Here is a 17,699-nt window from a genome sequence, read left to right as displayed (position 1 = left end):
GTGGGGTGAGAATCTCGTACGTCCTGGTCGTGGCGGCGCTGGCGGTGGCCGGGTGCGGCACGCGGACGGCCGGCGAGGCGGGGGCCCCGCCGGCTCCGCCCCGGCACACCGTCCAGGTCACGCCGATCCCGCCCCTGGACTCCGAGCGCGCGGCGCCGGCCAGGAGCCGGTGCCCCCGGTCGGGGCTGCGGCTCACCGCCGAGCCGGCGAACGCGGCGATGGGCCTGCGGGCGCAGACGCTGATCCTCACCAACTGCGGCAAGCGGGTGCGCCAGGTCAGCGGCTACCCGAAGGTGCGGCTGCTGGACGCGGCCGGCGACCCGCTGAAGGTGCGCCTCGACCGGGGCGCCCAGGAGATCACCACGGCCGTCGCGGACCCGGGGCCGGAGACGGTGACGTTGCGGCCCGGCCGATCGGCGCACTTCAGCCTGGCCTGGCGCAACACGTACACGGACACGAGCCGCCGGTCCGAGGTCGGGGCCACGGTCGGGGCGACGGTGGTCGTCACCGCCGCCGGAGCCCGGCTCACCGTGGACACGCCGGTGGACCTCGGCTCGACGGGCGTCCTCGGCGTCACCGCGTGGACCTCCCCCAAGGGGGGCTGACTCAGGCCAGCCAGCGGCCGTCGCGCATCAGGTCGCGGCCCTTCAGCTCGTTCACCTCGCGCCACGCCTGGATCCGCTGCGGGCGGACGCGGAAGAAGGGGTAGGGCTCGCCGATCTCGCGCGGGTCGAAGCCGGTCTTGGCGGCGAACGCGTCACCGACCTCGGCCGTGATCTCGGTGATCTCCACGGTGCCGTCGATCAGGACGACGTCCCGCGTCAGCCCCAGCCCCAGCCGGACCAGCCCGGTGGCCGCCAGGTTACGGCCGGTGGGGCTGGCGGCCGGGGTCGACAGCAGCAGGCTGGAGCCGTCCCACAGGAAGGACAGCGGCACCAGGAACGGCGCCCCCTTCTCCGGGTCGGCCGTCGCCACCCACGTGTCGACGTCGGACTCCAGCCGGCGCAGCGTGTCCTGCTTGCGCTGCTCGAACGTGCGGGGGTCGGGCAGGGTCATGCGGTGTGCTCCTGGAAGATCGGGGTGGCGGCCACGGCTAGAGGATCTTGTGGACCCAGTCGTGCGTGTCGGGCCGGGAGCCGTACTGGATGCCCACGAGCTCCTCGCGGATGCGCATCGTCACCGGCCCCGGGGTCCCGTCGCCGACGGTCCAGGCGCGGTCGGCGCCCTTGACGGAGCCGACGGGCGTGACGACGGCGGCCGTGCCGCAGGCGAACACCTCGGTGAGCTCGCCGGACTCGCACCCGGCCTGCCACTCGTCGGTGCTGATCAGCCGCTCCTCGGCCTCCAGGCCGAGCTCGTCGGCCAGGCCGAGGATGGAGTCGCGGGTGATCCCGGGCAGGAGGGTGCCGGTGAGGGCGGGGGTGACGAGCTTGTCGCCGAAGACGAAGAACAGGTTCATCCCTCCCATCTCCTCCACGTAGCGGTGCTCGTGGGCGTCGAGCCAGACGACCTGGTCGCAGCCCTGCGCGACGGCCTCCCGCTGGGCCACGAACGCGGCCGCGTAGTTGCCGCCGCACTTGGCGAAGCCGGTGCCCCCGGGAGCGGCGCGGGTGTACTCGGTGGACAGCCACACCGAGACCGGCTTGATGCCCCCGGTGAAGTACGAGGCCGCCGGCGAGGCGATCACCAGGTACTTGTACGTCTTGGACGGGTAGTTCACGCCGAGCCCGACCTGGGTGGCGATGATGAACGGCCGCAGGTAGAGGCTGTGCCCCTCGGTGGTGGGCACCCAGTCGCGGTCGGTCTGGACCAGGAGCTCCAGCGACTCGACGAACGTCTCCTCGGGCAGCTCGGGCATGGCCATGCGGGCGGCGGACCGGTTGAACCGGCTCGCGTTGGCGTAGGGCCGGAAGGTGACCACGGACCCGTTGACCTGCCGGTAGGCCTTGAGCCCCTCGAACAGCTCCTGCGCGTAGTGGAAGACGGACGTGGCCGGGTCGAGGGTGAGCGGCCCGTACGGCTGGAGGCGGGCGTCGTGCCAGCCGCGGCCCTCGGTGTAGTCGATCGAGATCATGTGGTCGGTGAAGACCTGGCCGAATCCCGGGTTCGCCAGTACCTGCTCGCGCTCGGCCGCGGTGCGAGCGTGGTCGGATAGCTGCACGTCGAAGCTGAGCTTCTGAGCGATGGTCATGACGCGGGTCCTTCTCTCTGCGATTCCTGCGGGTGCTGCCGCGAAACGGCAGTCCGTACTTCCTATTGTCTCGCTATTTGGGATGGCAAGGGGGTGACGCCCGTTTGGACATGAAAAAGCGCCTGGCGGGTCCTCGTTCGGGACCGCCAGGCGCTGCTGAGCAGGGGCGGCCCCTAGCTCGATACGCGCGCGGTGATGTCGTCACCGATCTCGTGCGTGGTGCGTCCGGCCCAGCCGGTCAGGCGCTCGACGATGTCGTCGGCGACGGCCTGCTCGACCCTGGCCGCCTCGGCGCTGAGGCCGAGGTGCTCCAGGAGCATGGCGACCGACAGGATCGTGGCGGTCGGGTCGGCCTTGCCCTGCCCGGCGATGTCGGGCGCGCTGCCGTGCACCGGCTCGAACATGCTGGGCGCGGTGCCCTCGGGGTTGATGTTGCCGCTGGCGGCCAGGCCGATGCCGCCCGCGACGGCCGCGCCGAGGTCGGTGATGATGTCGCCGAACAGGTTGTCGGTGACGATGACGTCGAACCGCTCCGGCTGGGTGACGAAGAACATCGAGGCCGCGTCGACGTGGCTGTAGTCGGTGGTGACGTCGGGGTACTCCTCGGCCACCCGGTTGACGGTGCGCTGCCAGAGGTCGCCGGCGAAGGTGAGCACGTTGGTCTTGTGGACGAGCGTGAGCTTCTTGCGCGGGCGCGAGCGCGCCTTCTCGAACGCGTAGCGCACGACGCGCTCGACGCCGTGGGCGGTGTTGAGCGACTCCTGGGTGGCGATCTCGTACGGGGTGCCGCGCCGCATGGTGCCGCCGGTGCCGGCGTAGAGGCCTTCGGTGCCCTCGCGGACCACGATCATGTCGATGTCCTCGGCCGGGGTGTCGGCCAGGGGCGTCTCGACGCCGGGGAAGAGCTTGACCGGGCGCAGGTTGACGTAGTGGTCGAACTCGAAGCGCAGGCGCAGCAGCAGCTCGCGCTCCAGGATGCCGGGGGGCACGCTGGGGTCGCCGATGGCGCCGAGCAGGATCGCGTCGTAGCCGCGCAGCTCCTGCATCACACTGTCGGGCAGGGTCTCACCGGTGCGGTGATAGCGGGCGGCGCCCAGGTCGTAATGGGTGGCTTCGATCTTGGTCCCGACCGCTTCGAGGACCTTCAGACCTTCGGCCACGACCTCGGTGCCGATGCCATCACCAGGGATGACGGCCAGACGAATGTTGCGCGACTCCATGGGCGTACCTTACCGGCTCGTCTCGGCTGCCGAACACATGATCTCAGTGGCTGGGATGCGGCGCGCCGCCGTTGTCGCGGCGGTCCAGGGCTGTCTGCAGGGCCTCGGCGGCCTCGTTCTCGTGCTCGTCGGCGCTGTTCCAGGCATACATCTCGTACATGAGGTGACTCATCTCGTTTCGCGGGGCGTCGGATGTGTGAAGTCGGATCCCGGTCGCGAATCCGCCCGGGCCTGTGTTCGCGGTCCGGATCACGGACCGGCGAAGGAGGGACTTACCGGCCGACAGCAACGCCACTCACCGCGGCGAGTCGTCGACCTGCCCTAACAGGCCCCGCCGCGGCAGGTAATGAGTACGAGCACCTGGCGCATTACTCGTCAGACTACCAGCGCGTCTCGTTGGATGTCCTACTATCTCGCATCGTGAGACACGAAGAGGGGCCACCGGTGCGGCGGCCCCTCTCGTCGGGAGTGCGTCAGAGGTCGACCGAGCGGCCGCTCTCCGCGCCGATCTCGGAGCCGATCTGCTCCAGCACGTCGGACGGGATCGCGGTGTCGACGGTCAGCGCGATGAGCGCCTTGCCGCCCTTGACGTCACGGGCCACCTGCATCGAGGCGATGTTGATGCCCTGCTCGCCGAGGATGCGGCCGACGACGCCGACGACGCCGGGCCGGTCGGTGTAGGTGAAGAACGACAGGTGCTCGGTCGGCTCGATCTCCATCTGGTAGCCGTTGACCTCGACGATCTTGGTGATCTGCCGGGGGCCGGAGAGCGTGCCGGACACCGAGACGTGGCGGCCGTCGGCCAGCACGCCGCGCACGGTGATCACGTTGCGCCAGTCGGGGCTGTCGGAGCTGGTGACCAGCTCGACGGCGATGCCCCGGTCCTTGGCCAGCAGCGGCGCGTTGACGTACGTGACCTGCTCCTCGATCACGTCGGCGAAGACGCCCTTGAGGGCGGCGAGCTCGATGACCCGCACGTCCTGGGCGGCGATCTCGCCGCGGACCTCGATGTCGAGCTTGGTGGCCACCTCGCCGGCCAGCGCGGTGAAGACCCGGCCCAGCTTCTCGGCGAGCGGCAGGCCCGGCTTGACGTCCTCGGCGACGGCGCCGCCCTGGACGTTGACCGCGTCGGGCACGAACTCGCCGGCCAGGGCCAGCTTGACGCTGCGCGCGACCTGAGTGCCGGCCTTCTCCTGGGCCTCGTGCGTGGAGGCGCCCAGGTGCGGCGTGACGACGACCTGGTCGAGCTCGAACAGCGGGCTGTCGGTGCACGGCTCCTTGGCGAACACGTCGAGGCCGGCGCCGGCGACGCGGCCTTCCTTGATCGCCGAGTAGAGGGCGGCCTCGTCGACGATGCCGCCGCGGGCCACGTTGATGATCCGCACCGACGGCTTGACCTCGTGCAGCTCGCGGTCGCCGATGAGACCCAGGGTCTCCTTGGACTTGGGCAGGTGGACGGTGATGAAGTCGGCCTGCTTGAGCACCTCGTCGAGGCTGAGCAGCTTGACGCCCATCTGCGCGGCGCGGGCCGGCGGCAGGTAGGGGTCGTAGGCGATCAGCTCGACGCCGAACGGCTGCAGCCGTTGGGCCACGAGCTGGCCGATCTTGCCGAGGCCGAGGATGGCGACGACCTTCTCGTCGAGCTCGACGCCGGTGTACTTGGACCGCTTCCACTCGCCGTTCTTCAGCGCGGCGTGGGCCTGCGCGGTGTTGCGGGCGCTGGCCAGGATGAGCGCCACGGTCTGCTCGGCGGCGCTGGTGATGTTGGAGGTGGGCGCGTTGACCACCATCACGCCGGCCTTGGTGGCCGCCTCGACGTCGACGTTGTCGAGGCCGACGCCGGCGCGCGCGACCACGCGCAGCTTGGGCGCGGCGGCGATGGCCTCAGCGTCGACCTGGGTGGCGGAGCGGACGATGAGCGCGTCCACGTCGGCCAGGGCGGGCAGCAGCTGGGAACGGTCGGCGCCGTCGGTGTGGCGGACCTCGAAATCGGCGCCGAGGACGGCGAGACCGGCCTCGGACAGCTCCTCTGCTACCAGAACGACGGGCTTGTTCACGAGTGTTGGATCCTTAGGCGAGCGGCGGGCGGGAGGGACACGTCCCTGGGTCCCTCGGAGCCCTCAGAGTCTATCCACCGCTTGTGAACGCGTTCACGAGAGACCCAGCATTCGAGACGCCTCCCGCGGTACCCAGCACCCGGAAACTCATCCACACTGCACCCATCTTTGTCTTGATCGGGAGATTTATTGGCCATTAGCCTGATAAGCCGTGGCCTACTACCTATGGTTCGTCATATGAGCATCGGGAATCCTGCGCTTGCCGACGTGCTCGCCCAGCATGGTGGTCCGCACCGCCTGCTGGCGGCTCTCGCTGACTGTGGAGTCCTGGTGGCCGTGCGACCAGATCGATCCGTCGTCCTCGGGACGACCCAGGCCGGTGACCGGGTCCTGCTCGGCTACACCAGCGCGGTGACCTATGCCCGGCACCGCGGCGGCCATTCCCTGTCGGCGTGCGACGCCGACACCATCCTCGACATCCAGCGCGTCACCGGCGTGCGGGAGATCGTGATCGACGCCGCAGGCCCCGCCGCCGCCGCCGTCCCCATCGACGACCTGGCGCGCTTCCTCACCTCCACCCGTACGGGCCCGACGCCGGTCCTGTCGGGAGCCGCGCCGGCCGCCTACGCGACGGGCGCGATGGCCACGGTGTCGCGCGGGACCGTGATGGCGCAGGCGGCCCCCGCCTCGCCCGAAGCGCCCCCGATGCCGTGGATCCCGGCGCCGCGCCCGCACCTGTCGGGCCCGATGCAGCAGGTCGACCCCGGCTACCGGCGTTGCACGCACCCGATCCTGCCCGCGCTGCGCCAGGCGATCGCCCAGCTCCTCCAGGACTTCCCGCTGGTGCACCACGTGTGGATCTCCGAGGCCCGTACGGCGTCCGGCGCGACCGGGATCATGCTGCACGTGAAGGTGCACATGTCGGCCGCCGAGGACGTCGTGCGCGACCTGCACCGGGGCGCCAGGGCCCGGCTGCCGCAGTTCGCGGCCAGCGGGGCGCCGATCCTGATGGCTCGGGTCGCGGACTCGCGCAGCGAGCGCCGGATGATCGAGATCGGGGCGCACGTGGTCTGCGCGAACGTCCACGAATAGCGAAACTGGGCCCTACCGAACAAGCCTCTGCTCGGCTTCAATGAGGCCATGATCGCACCCGGCGTGGCCGCCCCCACGGTCTCCAGTGGCGTGCGCCTGGGCTACGGCGTCGGGTCGTTCTGCACCGCGACCTTCACCGCCGTGCCCGGGCTGCTGCTGCTGTACTACATGACCAACTTCCTGGCGGTGCCCGCGTGGCTGGCCGGGGTCGTGGTGACGGCGCCCAAGGTGTGGGACCTGCTGATCAACCCGCTGGTGGGCCGCTGGTCCGACCGCACCGCCTCACGGCTCGGCCCGCGCCGCCCGTGGCTGCTGGCGGGCGCGTGCACGCTGCCCGTCGCGTTCTTCCTGGTATTCGCCGGCCCGCCGCTGACCGGCGTCCCCGCCGCCCTGTACGTGGGCGCCTGCTTCCTGGCGGCGGCCACGGCCTACGCCCTGTTCGAGGTGCCGTACAAGGCGATGCCCGCCGAGATGACCGACGACTACCACGAGCGGACGTCGCTGCTGCAGTGGCGGATGGTGTTCGTCGGCGCGGGCACCGCGATCGCCGGCATCGCCGCCCCGGCCATCGTCAACAGCCAGGGCGACAGCGGCACGCTGGACAGCTACCGGCTGATGGGCGTGGTGATCGCCGTCGTGCTGCTCGCCGCCATGCTGGGCTCGTTCCTCGGCACGGCCCGCGCCCCCATGACGGGCGCCCCGCAGGCCGACACCGGCAGCCTGATCAGGCAGTTCGCCGTGGTCAGGGGCAACGCGTCGTTCCTGTGGCTGACGGTGCTGAGCTGCACCCAGCAGCTCGCGGTGGCCATCATGCTGGCCGCCGCGCCGTACTTCGCCGCGTACACGATCGGCGACCCGAAGGCCACGACCTCGCTGTTCGCGGCGCTGGTGGGGCCGATGATGCTGACCATGCCGCTGTGGTCGTGGCTGTCCAGGCGCTTCGACAAGCGGGGCGCGATGATCCTGGCCGCGCTGACGTTCGCGACCGGCACCGCGCTGGCCCTGGCCACCCCGCTCTTCGGCGGCTGGTACGCGCACGCGATGATCCTGCTGGTGGGCACCGGGGTGGCGGGGGTGACGCTGCTGCAGTTCTCGATGCTGGCCGACGTGATCGCGCAGGACGCCGCGGACACGGGCAAGCGGCGGGCGGGCGTGTTCACCGGGCTGTGGACGGCGGTCGAGAGCGGCGTGAGCGCGTTCGGGGCGCTGATCTTCGGCGTGATCCTGTCGATGGGCGGCTTCCTGTCCTCGGAGCCGAGCAGGCCGGTCGAGCAGCCGGACAGCGCGGTGACCGCGGTGCTCGTCGGGCAGACCGCGGTCCCCGCGCTGATCATCCTGCTGTCGGTGGCGATGACGTTCGGCTACCGGATCAAGGACCCTATGCGAGCCGCCGCGCCGGCGCCGGACGGGTCCGGGTGACGAGCCCGGCCACCGCCGCGGCCAGCAGTGGCAGGCCGAGCACGACCACGGCGCAGAACACCCAGGGCACCGCGATGAGGGGCATGCCGAGCTCGAACTGGAAGTCCCCCGGAGCGCCCGGCCGCGGGACGCGCGACCTCGTCAACAGCCAGGCCAGCGTGATGCCCGTGACCGACCCGGCGACGGCGCCGACCAGCGCGCCGAGCCCGGCGATGTAGCCGGCCTGGGCCGCCACGATGAGCCTGCGCACCCGGGGCGGCGCGCCGACGGCCGACACGGTGTCGAGGTCGCGCCGCATGTCGGCCACCGCGAGCCCGGTGGCCGCGAACGTGCCGCCGAGCACCAGCACCACGGCCAGCCCCAGGGCCAGCCAGAGCACCCCCGCGGGGTAGTCGTCGTAGCCGTTCTCCACCCTGACGTACGCGTCGCGGTGGGCCGCCCCGATCTGCGCCGCCAGCGTCGCCGGATCGGCCGGCCGGTGCGCCGCGTACAGCGTGCGCTCGCCGATCTTCAGGCCGGCCGCCCGCAACGCGGTGGCCGGGATCAGGGCGCCGGCCTGCTTCGGCTGCGCCGGGCGGGCCTCGACCGCCGGGATCTCAAGGTCGCGGCGGTCGAGGGACAGTCCGACGCGCACCTTGCCGCCGCGCACCGCTCCGGGCTGGAACACGATCGCCTTGCCCTCGGCCAGGGCCGCCGCGGCCACCGGGTCCACCCGGCCCTGCAGGAGCGCGAGCAGCCGGGCGTCCCCCACGGGCAGGTTGAACACCGCGCCGTGGCAGAAATCCCTGCACGCCTCGAACGGGGCTCGCAAATGGAGCGAGGCCTCCTCGCCCTTCTCGGTGACGGCCCGCTGCCCGCTGACCAGCGGCACCCCCGGGAGCGCCTTCTCGGCGGCGGCGCGCACCCGGGCCCACTCCCGGTCGTCCAGGCCGTTGCCCCTGATCACGAGCGTGCCCGTCGGCTCGACGGCCCAGGTGTTCTCCTTGCGGACCGTGTACTGGCTCTCGGCCCCGATGCCCAGCGTGATCGCCCCCATGGTGGCGGCCATGACCGCCGCCACGGCGGAGGCCGTACGGACCCGGTGCCGGGAGGCGTCGCGCACGGACAGCCGGAGCGGGAGCGGCAGCCGCGCGGCGAGCCGTCCGGTGGCGCGCACCAGCCACGGCGTGACGGCGACCAGCCCCAGCACGAACGGGACCACGCCGATCATGATCAGCCGTCGTTCGCTCATGAGCCCGAGCGCGCATCCGGCCAGCCCTGCCGCGATCAGGAGGAGGCCGAGGACCGGGTGGCCGGCGCGGTCGCGGGCCATGACCCGGGCCTCCCGTCCGGCGAGGACCCGCGCCGGGCTCTGCCGGGCGGCCTGCACGGCCGGGACGAGGGCGGCGATCACCCCGGTGGCCGTGCCGAGCAGGACGACGCCGAGGATCTGGAGCCAGGGCACGTCGGGCGGGCCGTAGCCGCCGATCATCTCGCGCACCAGCGGCGCCGGGGCGATCGCGGCGGCGATGCCGAGCGCCGCCCCGGCCGGCGTCGCGATCCCGCCGAGCACCAGCCCGTCCGCCAGCACGATCAGCTTCAGGTGGGCCGGGGAGCCGCCGTGGGCGGCGATCACGGCCAGCTCCCGGCGCCGCCGGCGCAGCCCGACCGCGAAGGCCGGCCCGGCGAGCAGGACGGTCTCCACGATGACGAGCACGCCGGCCACGGCGGCGGCGATCACCACGTCGGTGTCCCTCGGGGAGTACGCCGGGTACAGGCGCGGGACCGCGGGCGGGTCCTCGATGACCGCGCGGGACTCGACGCGGAGCCCCGAGGCGTTCAGCCGGCGCACCTGGTCCCAGCCAACCGGAGCGGGCGCGTCGGCGAGCCAGCCGGTGCCGTGCCCGTCCTCCTTGTCGCGCAGCAGCGTGCCCGGCAGGCTCACGACCTCGCGCTGCAGCGCGTGGTAGGGGTACTCGACGACGCCGACCACCCGCACCTGGCGGCGCTCGGCCAGCACGCTCATCGGCCGCCCCAGGCGCACGTCGAGGCCGAGCATCGCGGGCGTCACCGCGACCTCGTCCGGCGCGGCCGGGAAGCGGCCCTGGAGCAGCGGGCGCATCCCGCGCGTCATGGGATCGCGCAGATCCACCTCCGTGACGCCGGCCACGTCCTCGCCGTTCGGCAGGTTCACCATCACCGAGCCGCGGTTCAGGGGGATGAGCCGGGCGTCGAGCAGCGCGCCGACCTCGGCCTGCGTCCACGGCCGCGTGGACTTCGGCGTTCCTTTCGCCTCCTTGAAGACGCCGGAGACGTCCTGCCTGATCGGCCCGCGAACCTCGGTCGTGGCGATCTGCGCGTCGGCCGCGCCCAGGGCCCTGGTCAGGCCCTCCCGCCTGGAGACGTCGCCGGTGGCGAGCCCGGTCAGCAGGGTGGAGATCACCAGCACCGGGAGGCCGATCATCACCGTGATCAGCGTGCTGCGGCCCTTCGCGCGCAGGGCGTCCCTGCGGGAGAGGCGTAGAGCCGCGCGGAAGGCGCTCATCGAGCGCTCTCCAGCCGCACGGCCGCCGCGTCCGCGATCGCGCCGTCGCGCAGGTAGACGACCCGGTCGGCCCAGGCGGCGTAGCGGGGCTCGTGGGTGACGAGCAGCACGGCGGCGCCCGCGTCGCAGCGCTCGCGCAGCAGCCGCAGGATGCCGTCGCCGGTCGCGGTGTCGAGCGCGCCGGTGGGCTCGTCGGCCAGCAGCAGCCGCCGCTCCCCTGCCAGCGCCCTGGCGATGGCCACCCGCTGGCGCTGACCGCCCGACAGCTCCTCGGGGAAGCGGTCGGCGACCTGGCCGGCACCCACCTCCTCCAGCGCGGCCTCCGCCTCCTCACGGGCCCGGCCCGCGGCCACGCCGTCGAGCTCGCGGGGCAGCATCACGTTCTCGGCGGCCGTCAGGGACGGGATCAGGTTGAGGTCCTGGAACACGTACCCGACGCTCCTGCGGCGTAAGGCGGCCAGATCCTTGACGGCGGCCAGGTCGGCGCCCTCGATCACGACGCTGCCGGAGGTGGGCCGGTCGAGGCCGCCCGCCACGTTGAGCAGGGTGGACTTGCCGGAGCCCGACGGGCCCATCACCGCGACCAGCTCGCCGCGCGCGACGTCGAGGCTCACGCCCTTGAGCGCGTGCACGTCCCCGTGGGTCCGGGTCACCTCACGCAGGCTCACCACAGTCATGCGTTCTTCTCCTTGAGTACGGCCTCGCAGTGGTCCAGCCAGCGCTGTTCCGCCTCGGCCTTGAAGATCATCGAGTCGATCACGAGCCGTTGCGCCGGTCCGCCCGTCCCTCGGTGCTTGGCTCTGGTCAGCTCCTGGAGCATGCGCATGGTGGCCATGCGCTGGGCCAGGATCACCGCGGCCACGTCCACGTCGGCGGCGGCCACGGCCATCGCGATCTTGATGACCAGCTCGTCGCGGGGCCGGTCGGTCTGGCCGACGGGGGTGGCGAACCACTCCGCCAGCTCCCGCCGGCCGGATTCGGTTATCTCGTAGACCGCGCGCCCCTGCTCGTCGGTGCCGCCGGGCGTGACGAGGCCGTCACGTTCCATGCGGGAGAGCGTCGTGTAGACCTGGCCGATGTTCAGCGGCCAGGTCGCCCCCGTCGACGCCTCGAACTCCACCCTGAGCTGGTAGCCGTAACGCGGCCCGCTGCTCAGCAACGCGAGCAGCCCGTGCCTGATCGACATGAATACTCAGTATGCATACTGAGTAAGCTCGCCGCAACAGATCCGCGTATTCTGGACAGCGAACGCGGTTCAGGCCGATACTCAGGGCATGAGCTCGACGCACCCGCCGTTCCGCGCATCCGACGGTGAGCGTGACCGCGCGATCGGCGAGCTGCGTGACCGCGCGGTCGAAGGGCGGATCTCCCACGACACCTTCGTGGGCCGCGTCGACCAGGCGCTGCGGGCGCGCAACCAGGAGGAGCTCGACGCGCTCGTCGCCGATCTGCCCAGGCGGCCGACGTTCCGGGGGCGGGTGACCAACCTGGTGACCAGGGTGGTCGGCGCGACCTCCGACTTCACCACCAGCCTGCAGTCCGCCTGGCGGCGGCCCCGGCTGCCCCGCCTGGCGCTGCCCGACGACGACCGGGTCCGCTACGTGGTCGGGCGCGGATCGGCGTGCGACCTGGTGCTGTCGGACCTGACGGTTTCGCGCGTCCACGCCGAGCTGCGGCGCGACGACGACGGCGGGTGGATGCTGGTCGACCTCGGGTCGCTCAACGGCACCCGGCTCAACGGCTGGCGGCTGGTGGGCCCGGCCAAGGTGCGCTCGGGGGACGAGATCTCGTTCGGCGACTGCGGCTTCCTGGTGAGCTCCGCCCTCCCGTAACGGCCGGCCGCCGGTAAAGATACGGATATTTGCGGATTACAGCCCGCAGGCGCTCCTCGATGATCCGAAGGCGAGACCCCCAAGTCGCAGCCCCTTTGGAGACCCCCATGCGGCGCACCTCTGCATCCCTCGTCGCGGGCGCGCTCGTCGCGGCCCTCGCGTGGGCGTCAGGCCCCTCCTCCCCCGCGATCGCCCTCGAACCGTCACCCGGCCTGGCCGACCTGGCCCAGGACATCAACCAGATCCTCGGCGACTCGCGGCTGACCATCGCCCAGGCGGGCGTGCTCGTCAAGAGCGCCACCACCGGCGAGGAGCTGTACGCGACCGACGCCGGCAAGCTGCTGCTCCCGGCGTCCAACACCAAGCTGTTCACCTCGGCCGCGGCGGCGGAGACGCTCGGCCTCGACTACCGCTTCCCCACCACCGTGCTCAACGGCGGCCGCAAGCACGGCTCGGTGCTCCGCGGCGACCTGGTGCTGCGCGGCACCGGCGACCCGACGATGCTGGCCGAGGACTACGACGCGCTGGCCAAGAAGGTGGCCGACGCGGGCGTCAAGGTCGTCACCGGCAAGCTGGTGGCCGACGACACCTGGTTCGACGACGTACGGCTCGGCACGGACTGGGCGTGGGACGACGAGACGGCCTACTACGCGGCGCCGATCTCCGCCCTGACCACGTCGCCGGACCGCGACTACGACGCCGGCTCGGTGATCGTGGGCGTGGCGGTGGACGGCGGCCAGGTCAAGGTGACGACCACCCCGGAGACCGGCTACCTGAAGATCGTGAACAAGGCCACGGTCGGCGCCGAGACCGACGTGCTGATCCAGCGCCTGCACGGCACCCGTACCGTGGAGATCACCGGCACGGTGGCCGGGTCCTACCAGGAGTGGGTGTCCGTCGACGACCCCACGGCCTACACCGCCTCCCTGTTCCGCGACGCGCTGGCCAAGCACGGCGTGCGGGTGCTCGGCAAGACCGTGTCCGGCGCCGCGCCGTCGGGCGCCGGGGAGCTGGCCAGGCACGAGTCGATGCCGCTGAGCGAGCTGCTGGTGCCGTTCATGAAGCTGAGCAACAACATCCACGCCGAGATCCTCGTCAAGGCCATGGGCCGCAAGGTCGCCGGCCAGGGCACCTGGGCGGCGGGGCTCAAGGTCGCCACGGACTTCGCCAAGGCCAACGGCGTGCAGGTGCTGAACATGCGGGACGGCTCCGGGCTGTCGCGGCGCGACGGGTTCACGCCCGCCTCGATCGTGCAGCTGCTGACGGCGGTGCGGGGCAAGCCGTGGTTCGAGAGCTGGTACGCGTCGCTGCCGGTCGCCGGCAACCCGGACCGCTTCGTCGGCGGCACGCTGCGCAGCCGGATGCGCGGCACGCCCGCGGCCGACAACGTGCGGGCCAAGACCGGCTCGCTCACCGGCGTGACCGCCCTGTCCGGGTACGTCACCAGCGCCGACGGTGAGCCGCTGGTGTTCGCCATCATGCTCAACCAGTACCTGTCGGGCTCGCCGAAGGACATCGAGGACAAGATCGCGATCCGGCTGGCGCAGTTCAAGCGCGGCGCGGCGGTGGACGGGACGCCCGCCCAGCTCCGCACCGCCGCCGAGACGGCCGGGGACCTGGAGTGCTCCTGGCTGAAGCCGGTGATGTGCTAGCCCCGGAGCGGGTGGAGCTCCAGGTATAGCGCCGATTTTCAGGACATAGCCGACGGGTGGCGGCCAGAATTCAGGGTCAAGCCCGGGAGCGCCGGGCACGACCGGCCCCACCCGCCGGTCTCCCACCGCACGCCCGCCGCGCTCCCCTCCGGCGGGCCCGGCCGCCACTCCCCCGCATCGGACCGCGGCCGGGCCCGCACCACCCGGCCCAGCGGGCGCCGGAGAGACACGCCGGCACGTCAGCGGGTGTCGGAGAAACGCGCCAGGACGAGCGACTCGACGACGCCCACCGCCGCGTACGCCACGATCGACACGCTGGTGACGACCACGATGTCCGCCCACACCTCGTCGTAGCGGAAGCCGCCGATCGCGCGCAGGATCTCGGCCCCGATCCCCTGCCCGGTGGCCAGCCACTCGGCGATGAGCGCGCCGATGATCGACGACGGCACCGAGATGCGCGCCGAGGCGAACACCGAGGGCATCGCCGTGGGCACCGCCACCTTGCGCAGCACCGTCGTCCGCGTCCCGCCATAGGCCATGACCAGGTCGGTGGCCTGCGGCGACGCCGAGCGCAGCCCGAAGGCGATGTTCACCAGCGCCGGGAAGAACACCACGATCCCGCCGATGACGGCCACGCCGAGCAGGTCGCGCCCGAACACGAGCGTGATCAGCGGCGTCATGACCACCAGCGGCACCGACCGCAGCAGCATCGCGACCGGCATGAACGTCTGCTCGACCGTACGGAACAGCACGAACGTCATGGCGACGACCACGGCCGCGACCATGCCGGTGGTGAACCCGATGGCCGCGTCCCTGATCGTGATGCCGAGCGCGCCGAACACGGCGTCGCGGTGCGCGGCGGCCTCCGGCGCGGTGAACAGGTACTCCCACACCTGGTGAGGCCGCTTGCCGACGAGCGGGCTGATGCCGAACGCCTCCAGGAACAGCCACCAGGCGGCCACCACGATGAGCACGGAGGGCAGCAGCGGGCCGACGACCCGCAGCACGGTACGGCCGATCACAGCGCGGACCCCGTTTCGGCTCTGCCCGTCGACCAGGGCGTCACCAGCCGGGCGACGAGCGCGACGACCCCGTACCCGAGACCGGCGATCAGCCCCGCGACGAGGGCCAGCCCCCACGTGCGCGGCACCTGGAACTGCTGCTGGGAGATCATCAGCGAGACGCCGAGCCCCTGGTCGTTGCTGCCGAGGTATTCGCCGATGATGGCGCCGAGCAGCGCGGACGGGGCGGAGATCTTCAGCCCGGCGAACGTGCTGGGCAGCGCCGAGATGATCTGCACGTGGCGCAGCTTGGCCAGCTTGCCGCCCCCGTAGACGGTGATGAGGTCGAGGCTGGCGCGGTCGGCCGAGCGGAGCCCGAGCAGGGCGCCGATGAGCGTGGTGAAGAACACCGAGATCGCCGCCAGGAACACCACCGTCGCCTCGCCGCCGAACACGACGAGGATGATCGGCCCGATGGCCAGCAGCGGGATGCAGTAGCTGATCACCGCGAGCTGGGTGGCGACGGCTTCCAGCCTGGGGACGAGCAGGACGAGCACCGCGACGCCGATCGCCAGCCCGTTGCCCCACAGGAACCCCTGCAGCGCCGCCGTCAGCGTGGCCGACACGTTCGGCCCGTAGAAGCCCCAGCCGTCGGCGGCCATCCCGGCGAGCACCGCCCACGGCGTGGGCACGGCGCCGTCGCCGGCGAACACCGTGGCGGCGAGCAGCCACCAGAGCCCGACCAGGGCGACGACGCCGAGCAGGCCGTGCAGCCGCCTCATGAGCCGTGCCCGAACAGCAGGTCGCTGAGGTGGTCGTGGTAGGCGTGGAACTCCGGGGTGCGCATCATGTCGGGCGTGCGCGGGCGCGGCAGGTCGATCGGGACCAGCTCCACGACGCGGCCGGGGCGCGGGCTCATCACGGCGACCACGTCCGACAGGAACACCGCCTCGCCGATGCCGTGGGTGACCATGAGCGTGGTGGCGGGCTTCTCGGTCCAGATGCGCAGCAGCTCCAGGTTGAGCCGCTGCCTGGTCATGTCGTCCAGCGCGCCGAACGGCTCGTCGAGCAGCAGCACGCTGGGCTTGACGACGAGCGCGCGGGCGATGGACACGCGCTGGCGCATGCCGCCCGACAGCTCGGCGGGCCGGGCCTTCTCGAAGCCCTCCAGGCCGACGAGCTTGATCAGGTCCTCGATCACGCCGGGCTCCGGCTTCAGCCCGGCGACCTCCAGCGGCAGCCGGATGTTGGCGTGCACGCTGCGCCAGGGCAGCAGCGCCGAGTCCTGGAAGGCGATGCCGAGGTGGTGGCTCCTGCGCAGCTCCTCGGGCGACTCGCCGTTGACGCGGATCTCGCCGGACGTCGGCTCCTCCAGCCCGGCCAGGATGCGCAGCACGGTCGACTTGCCGCAGCCCGACGGGCCGAGCAGCGACAGGAACGAGCCCTTGGGGGTCTCCAGGTCGACGCCCTCGACGGCAGTGACGCCCTTGCCGAAGGTCTTGCTCAGCCCGGTGATCGAGATGCCGCTCATGCGAGCTTCAGGCTCGGGTCGGCCTGGTAGACCTCGTCCAGGACCGACAGGTCGAACAGCTGCTCGGCCTTGACGGCGAGACCGGCCTTGCCCAGCGACTCGACGTTCTGCGCGATCAGCTCGGGCGTCATCGTGAACAGCCCGTTGGCCTTGGCGTCCGGGGTGACGACGAGCTCGTTCTGCATCTTGGCCTCCTCGGTCTGCTCCTTGACGTCGAGGTTGAGGTCCTTGCCGTAGGTGTTGGCGGCCATCTCGGCGGACTTGGCCGGATCGGCGACGGCGTCCTTCCAGCCCTTGATCTCGGCGGTCAGGAACGCCTTGAGCTTGTCGCGCTCGTTGTCGATCGTCTCCTGGCGGACCGTGAACGTCTCGGCGGCCAGCGGCAGGCCGTGGTCGGCGAACAGCAGGTAGGTGGCGTCCACGCCCTGCATCTTCAGCCGGACCGGGCCGCTGGTGACGAAGCCGACGTAGCCGTCGAGCTGGCCGGAGGTGAGCATGGACGGGTCCGACTGGAACGGCACCCGCGTCACGCTCGCCGGGTCGATCTCGTTGGCCTTGAGCAGCGCGTTCCACACCAGCTCGTTGGAGTCCTGGACGCCGATGCGCTTGCCGACCAGGGCCTTGGGGTCCTCGATCGGGTTCTTGCCGAGGGAGATGATGGCGAACGGGTTCTTCTGGAACGTCGCGCCGACGATCTTGAGCTGGGCGCCCTGGAGGACGGCGGGCGCGGTGATCGTGGGCGCCGACAGGCCGATCCAGCAGCGGCCGGTGGCCAGGCCCGACTCGACCGAGGTGCCGGAGCCGCCGCCGGACAGCAGCTCGACCTGGGAGAACCCGGCGGCCTTGTAGTAGCCCTTGCTGTCGGCGAAGTACTCGCCGGCGAACTCGACGTTCTTCTTCCACGACAGCTGCAGCTTCACGGCGCCGAACCCGCCGCCTTCGCCACCGCCGCCGGTGGACGTGCCGCCGCCACCGCAGGCGGCCAGCCCGAGCGCCAGCCCGGCCAGACCAGACGTCCGCAGGAACGCACGACGGTCGAGGGAAGCCATGATTCTCCTTGGGCTGAGCGATGAACGTGCAGGTCAGGAAGCTATACATCGATTATTACCATCGTGTGACAGAGTTTCGGCCACCTCGTCCGCCCGCACCCCGGTTTCCGCGCACGCAGGCAAAACACGTG

The 17,699-nt window shown here is 71.7% G+C and carries 16 protein-coding genes; 5 read left to right on the top strand and 11 right to left on the bottom strand.

Going from position 1 to position 17,699, the window contains the following annotated elements; translation table 11 throughout:
* Positions 1-5 precede the first annotated feature (5 nt).
* Positions 6-605, top strand: coding sequence for a DUF4232 domain-containing protein (locus tag AB0G11_RS18295; RefSeq protein ID WP_357586897.1), 600 nt, complete (start codon positions 6-8; stop codon positions 603-605).
* Between the two features lies 1 nt (position 606).
* Here AB0G11_RS18295 and AB0G11_RS18290 read toward each other — a convergent pair whose 3' ends face one another.
* The 4 genes from AB0G11_RS18290 to serA form a co-directional block, all read right to left on the bottom strand.
* On the bottom strand, positions 607-1,056 hold the full coding sequence (locus AB0G11_RS18290; protein WP_357586895.1) for a pyridoxamine 5'-phosphate oxidase family protein: 450 nt from the start codon (positions 1,054-1,056) through the stop codon (positions 607-609).
* 37 nt (positions 1,057-1,093) lie between these two features.
* The gene (locus AB0G11_RS18285) at positions 1,094-2,191 is read right to left on the bottom strand and encodes a branched-chain amino acid aminotransferase (protein ID WP_357586893.1); all 1,098 of its coding nucleotides are present in this window, start codon (positions 2,189-2,191) and stop codon (positions 1,094-1,096) included.
* A 173-nt stretch (positions 2,192-2,364) separates the two neighbouring features.
* Positions 2,365-3,411, bottom strand: a complete 1,047-nt coding sequence (locus tag AB0G11_RS18280) for a 3-isopropylmalate dehydrogenase (protein ID WP_219501159.1) — start codon at positions 3,409-3,411, stop codon at positions 2,365-2,367.
* 473 nt (positions 3,412-3,884) lie between these two features.
* The gene (serA, locus tag AB0G11_RS18275) at positions 3,885-5,468 is read right to left on the bottom strand and encodes a phosphoglycerate dehydrogenase (RefSeq protein ID WP_219501156.1); all 1,584 of its coding nucleotides are present in this window, start codon (positions 5,466-5,468) and stop codon (positions 3,885-3,887) included.
* A 237-nt stretch (positions 5,469-5,705) separates the two neighbouring features.
* Between serA and AB0G11_RS18270 the strand changes: the two genes are divergently transcribed.
* Both AB0G11_RS18270 and AB0G11_RS18265 read left to right on the top strand, forming a co-directional pair.
* Positions 5,706-6,560, top strand: a complete 855-nt coding sequence (locus AB0G11_RS18270; RefSeq protein ID WP_219501153.1) for a hypothetical protein — start codon at positions 5,706-5,708, stop codon at positions 6,558-6,560.
* Positions 6,561-6,608: 48 nt separating this feature from the next.
* Positions 6,609-7,979 carry an MFS transporter gene (locus AB0G11_RS18265; RefSeq protein WP_357586891.1) on the top strand — a complete coding sequence of 457 codons (1,371 nt, stop codon included), beginning with the start codon at positions 6,609-6,611 and terminating at the stop codon, positions 7,977-7,979.
* Here the strand turns inward: AB0G11_RS18265 and AB0G11_RS18260 are convergent.
* Genes AB0G11_RS18260 through AB0G11_RS18250 form a run of 3 tightly spaced genes read right to left on the bottom strand, consistent with a single transcriptional unit; the run spans position 7,939 to position 11,689 of the window.
* Positions 7,939-10,503: an FtsX-like permease family protein gene (locus tag AB0G11_RS18260; protein ID WP_357586889.1), complete on the bottom strand. Its 2,565-nt coding sequence runs from the start codon at positions 10,501-10,503 to the stop codon at positions 7,939-7,941. The two genes, AB0G11_RS18265 and AB0G11_RS18260, sit on opposite strands and share 41 nt — an antisense overlap.
* A complete protein-coding gene (locus AB0G11_RS18255; RefSeq protein WP_357586887.1) occupies positions 10,500-11,180 on the bottom strand; it encodes an ABC transporter ATP-binding protein in 681 nt (226 codons plus the stop codon). Before AB0G11_RS18255 ends, AB0G11_RS18260 begins: the two co-directional genes overlap by 4 nt.
* Positions 11,177-11,689: a PadR family transcriptional regulator gene (locus AB0G11_RS18250; RefSeq protein WP_219501126.1), complete on the bottom strand. Its 513-nt coding sequence runs from the start codon at positions 11,687-11,689 to the stop codon at positions 11,177-11,179. The genes AB0G11_RS18255 and AB0G11_RS18250 overlap by 4 nt, the downstream gene beginning before the upstream one ends.
* Positions 11,690-11,777: 88 nt before the next feature.
* Here AB0G11_RS18250 and AB0G11_RS18245 point away from each other — a divergent pair, with 88 nt between their 5' ends.
* A complete protein-coding gene (locus AB0G11_RS18245; RefSeq protein WP_219501122.1) occupies positions 11,778-12,335 on the top strand; it encodes a DUF1707 and FHA domain-containing protein in 558 nt (185 codons plus the stop codon).
* 107 nt (positions 12,336-12,442) lie between these two features.
* Positions 12,443-13,987 (top strand): D-alanyl-D-alanine carboxypeptidase/D-alanyl-D-alanine-endopeptidase, encoded by a 1,545-nt coding sequence (gene dacB, locus AB0G11_RS18240; protein WP_219501119.1) that lies wholly within the window; start codon positions 12,443-12,445, stop codon positions 13,985-13,987.
* A 239-nt stretch (positions 13,988-14,226) separates the two neighbouring features.
* Here dacB and AB0G11_RS18235 read toward each other — a convergent pair whose 3' ends face one another.
* The 4 genes from AB0G11_RS18235 to AB0G11_RS18220 are packed head-to-tail and all read right to left on the bottom strand — an operon-like array spanning position 14,227 to position 17,568.
* Entirely contained in the window at positions 14,227-15,009 is a 783-nt protein-coding gene (locus tag AB0G11_RS18235) for an ABC transporter permease subunit (RefSeq protein ID WP_357586885.1), read from the bottom strand.
* On the bottom strand, positions 15,006-15,770 hold the full coding sequence (locus AB0G11_RS18230) for an ABC transporter permease subunit (RefSeq protein ID WP_219501116.1): 765 nt from the start codon (positions 15,768-15,770) through the stop codon (positions 15,006-15,008). Before AB0G11_RS18230 ends, AB0G11_RS18235 begins: the two co-directional genes overlap by 4 nt.
* A complete protein-coding gene (locus AB0G11_RS18225) occupies positions 15,767-16,519 on the bottom strand; it encodes an ABC transporter ATP-binding protein (protein WP_219501113.1) in 753 nt (250 codons plus the stop codon). The genes AB0G11_RS18230 and AB0G11_RS18225 overlap by 4 nt, the downstream gene beginning before the upstream one ends.
* Positions 16,516-17,568 carry an ABC transporter substrate-binding protein gene (locus tag AB0G11_RS18220; RefSeq protein WP_219501110.1) on the bottom strand — a complete coding sequence of 351 codons (1,053 nt, stop codon included), beginning with the start codon at positions 17,566-17,568 and terminating at the stop codon, positions 16,516-16,518. Before AB0G11_RS18220 ends, AB0G11_RS18225 begins: the two co-directional genes overlap by 4 nt.
* Positions 17,569-17,699: the final 131 nt, after the last annotated feature.

It is taken from the genome of Nonomuraea sp. NPDC023979 (assembly GCF_040639085.1).
GTDB lineage: Bacteria > Actinomycetota > Actinomycetes > Streptosporangiales > Streptosporangiaceae > Nonomuraea > Nonomuraea ceibae.
Note: the sequence above shows the minus strand (reverse complement) of the source record. Positions and strands in the feature narration are given on the sequence as shown.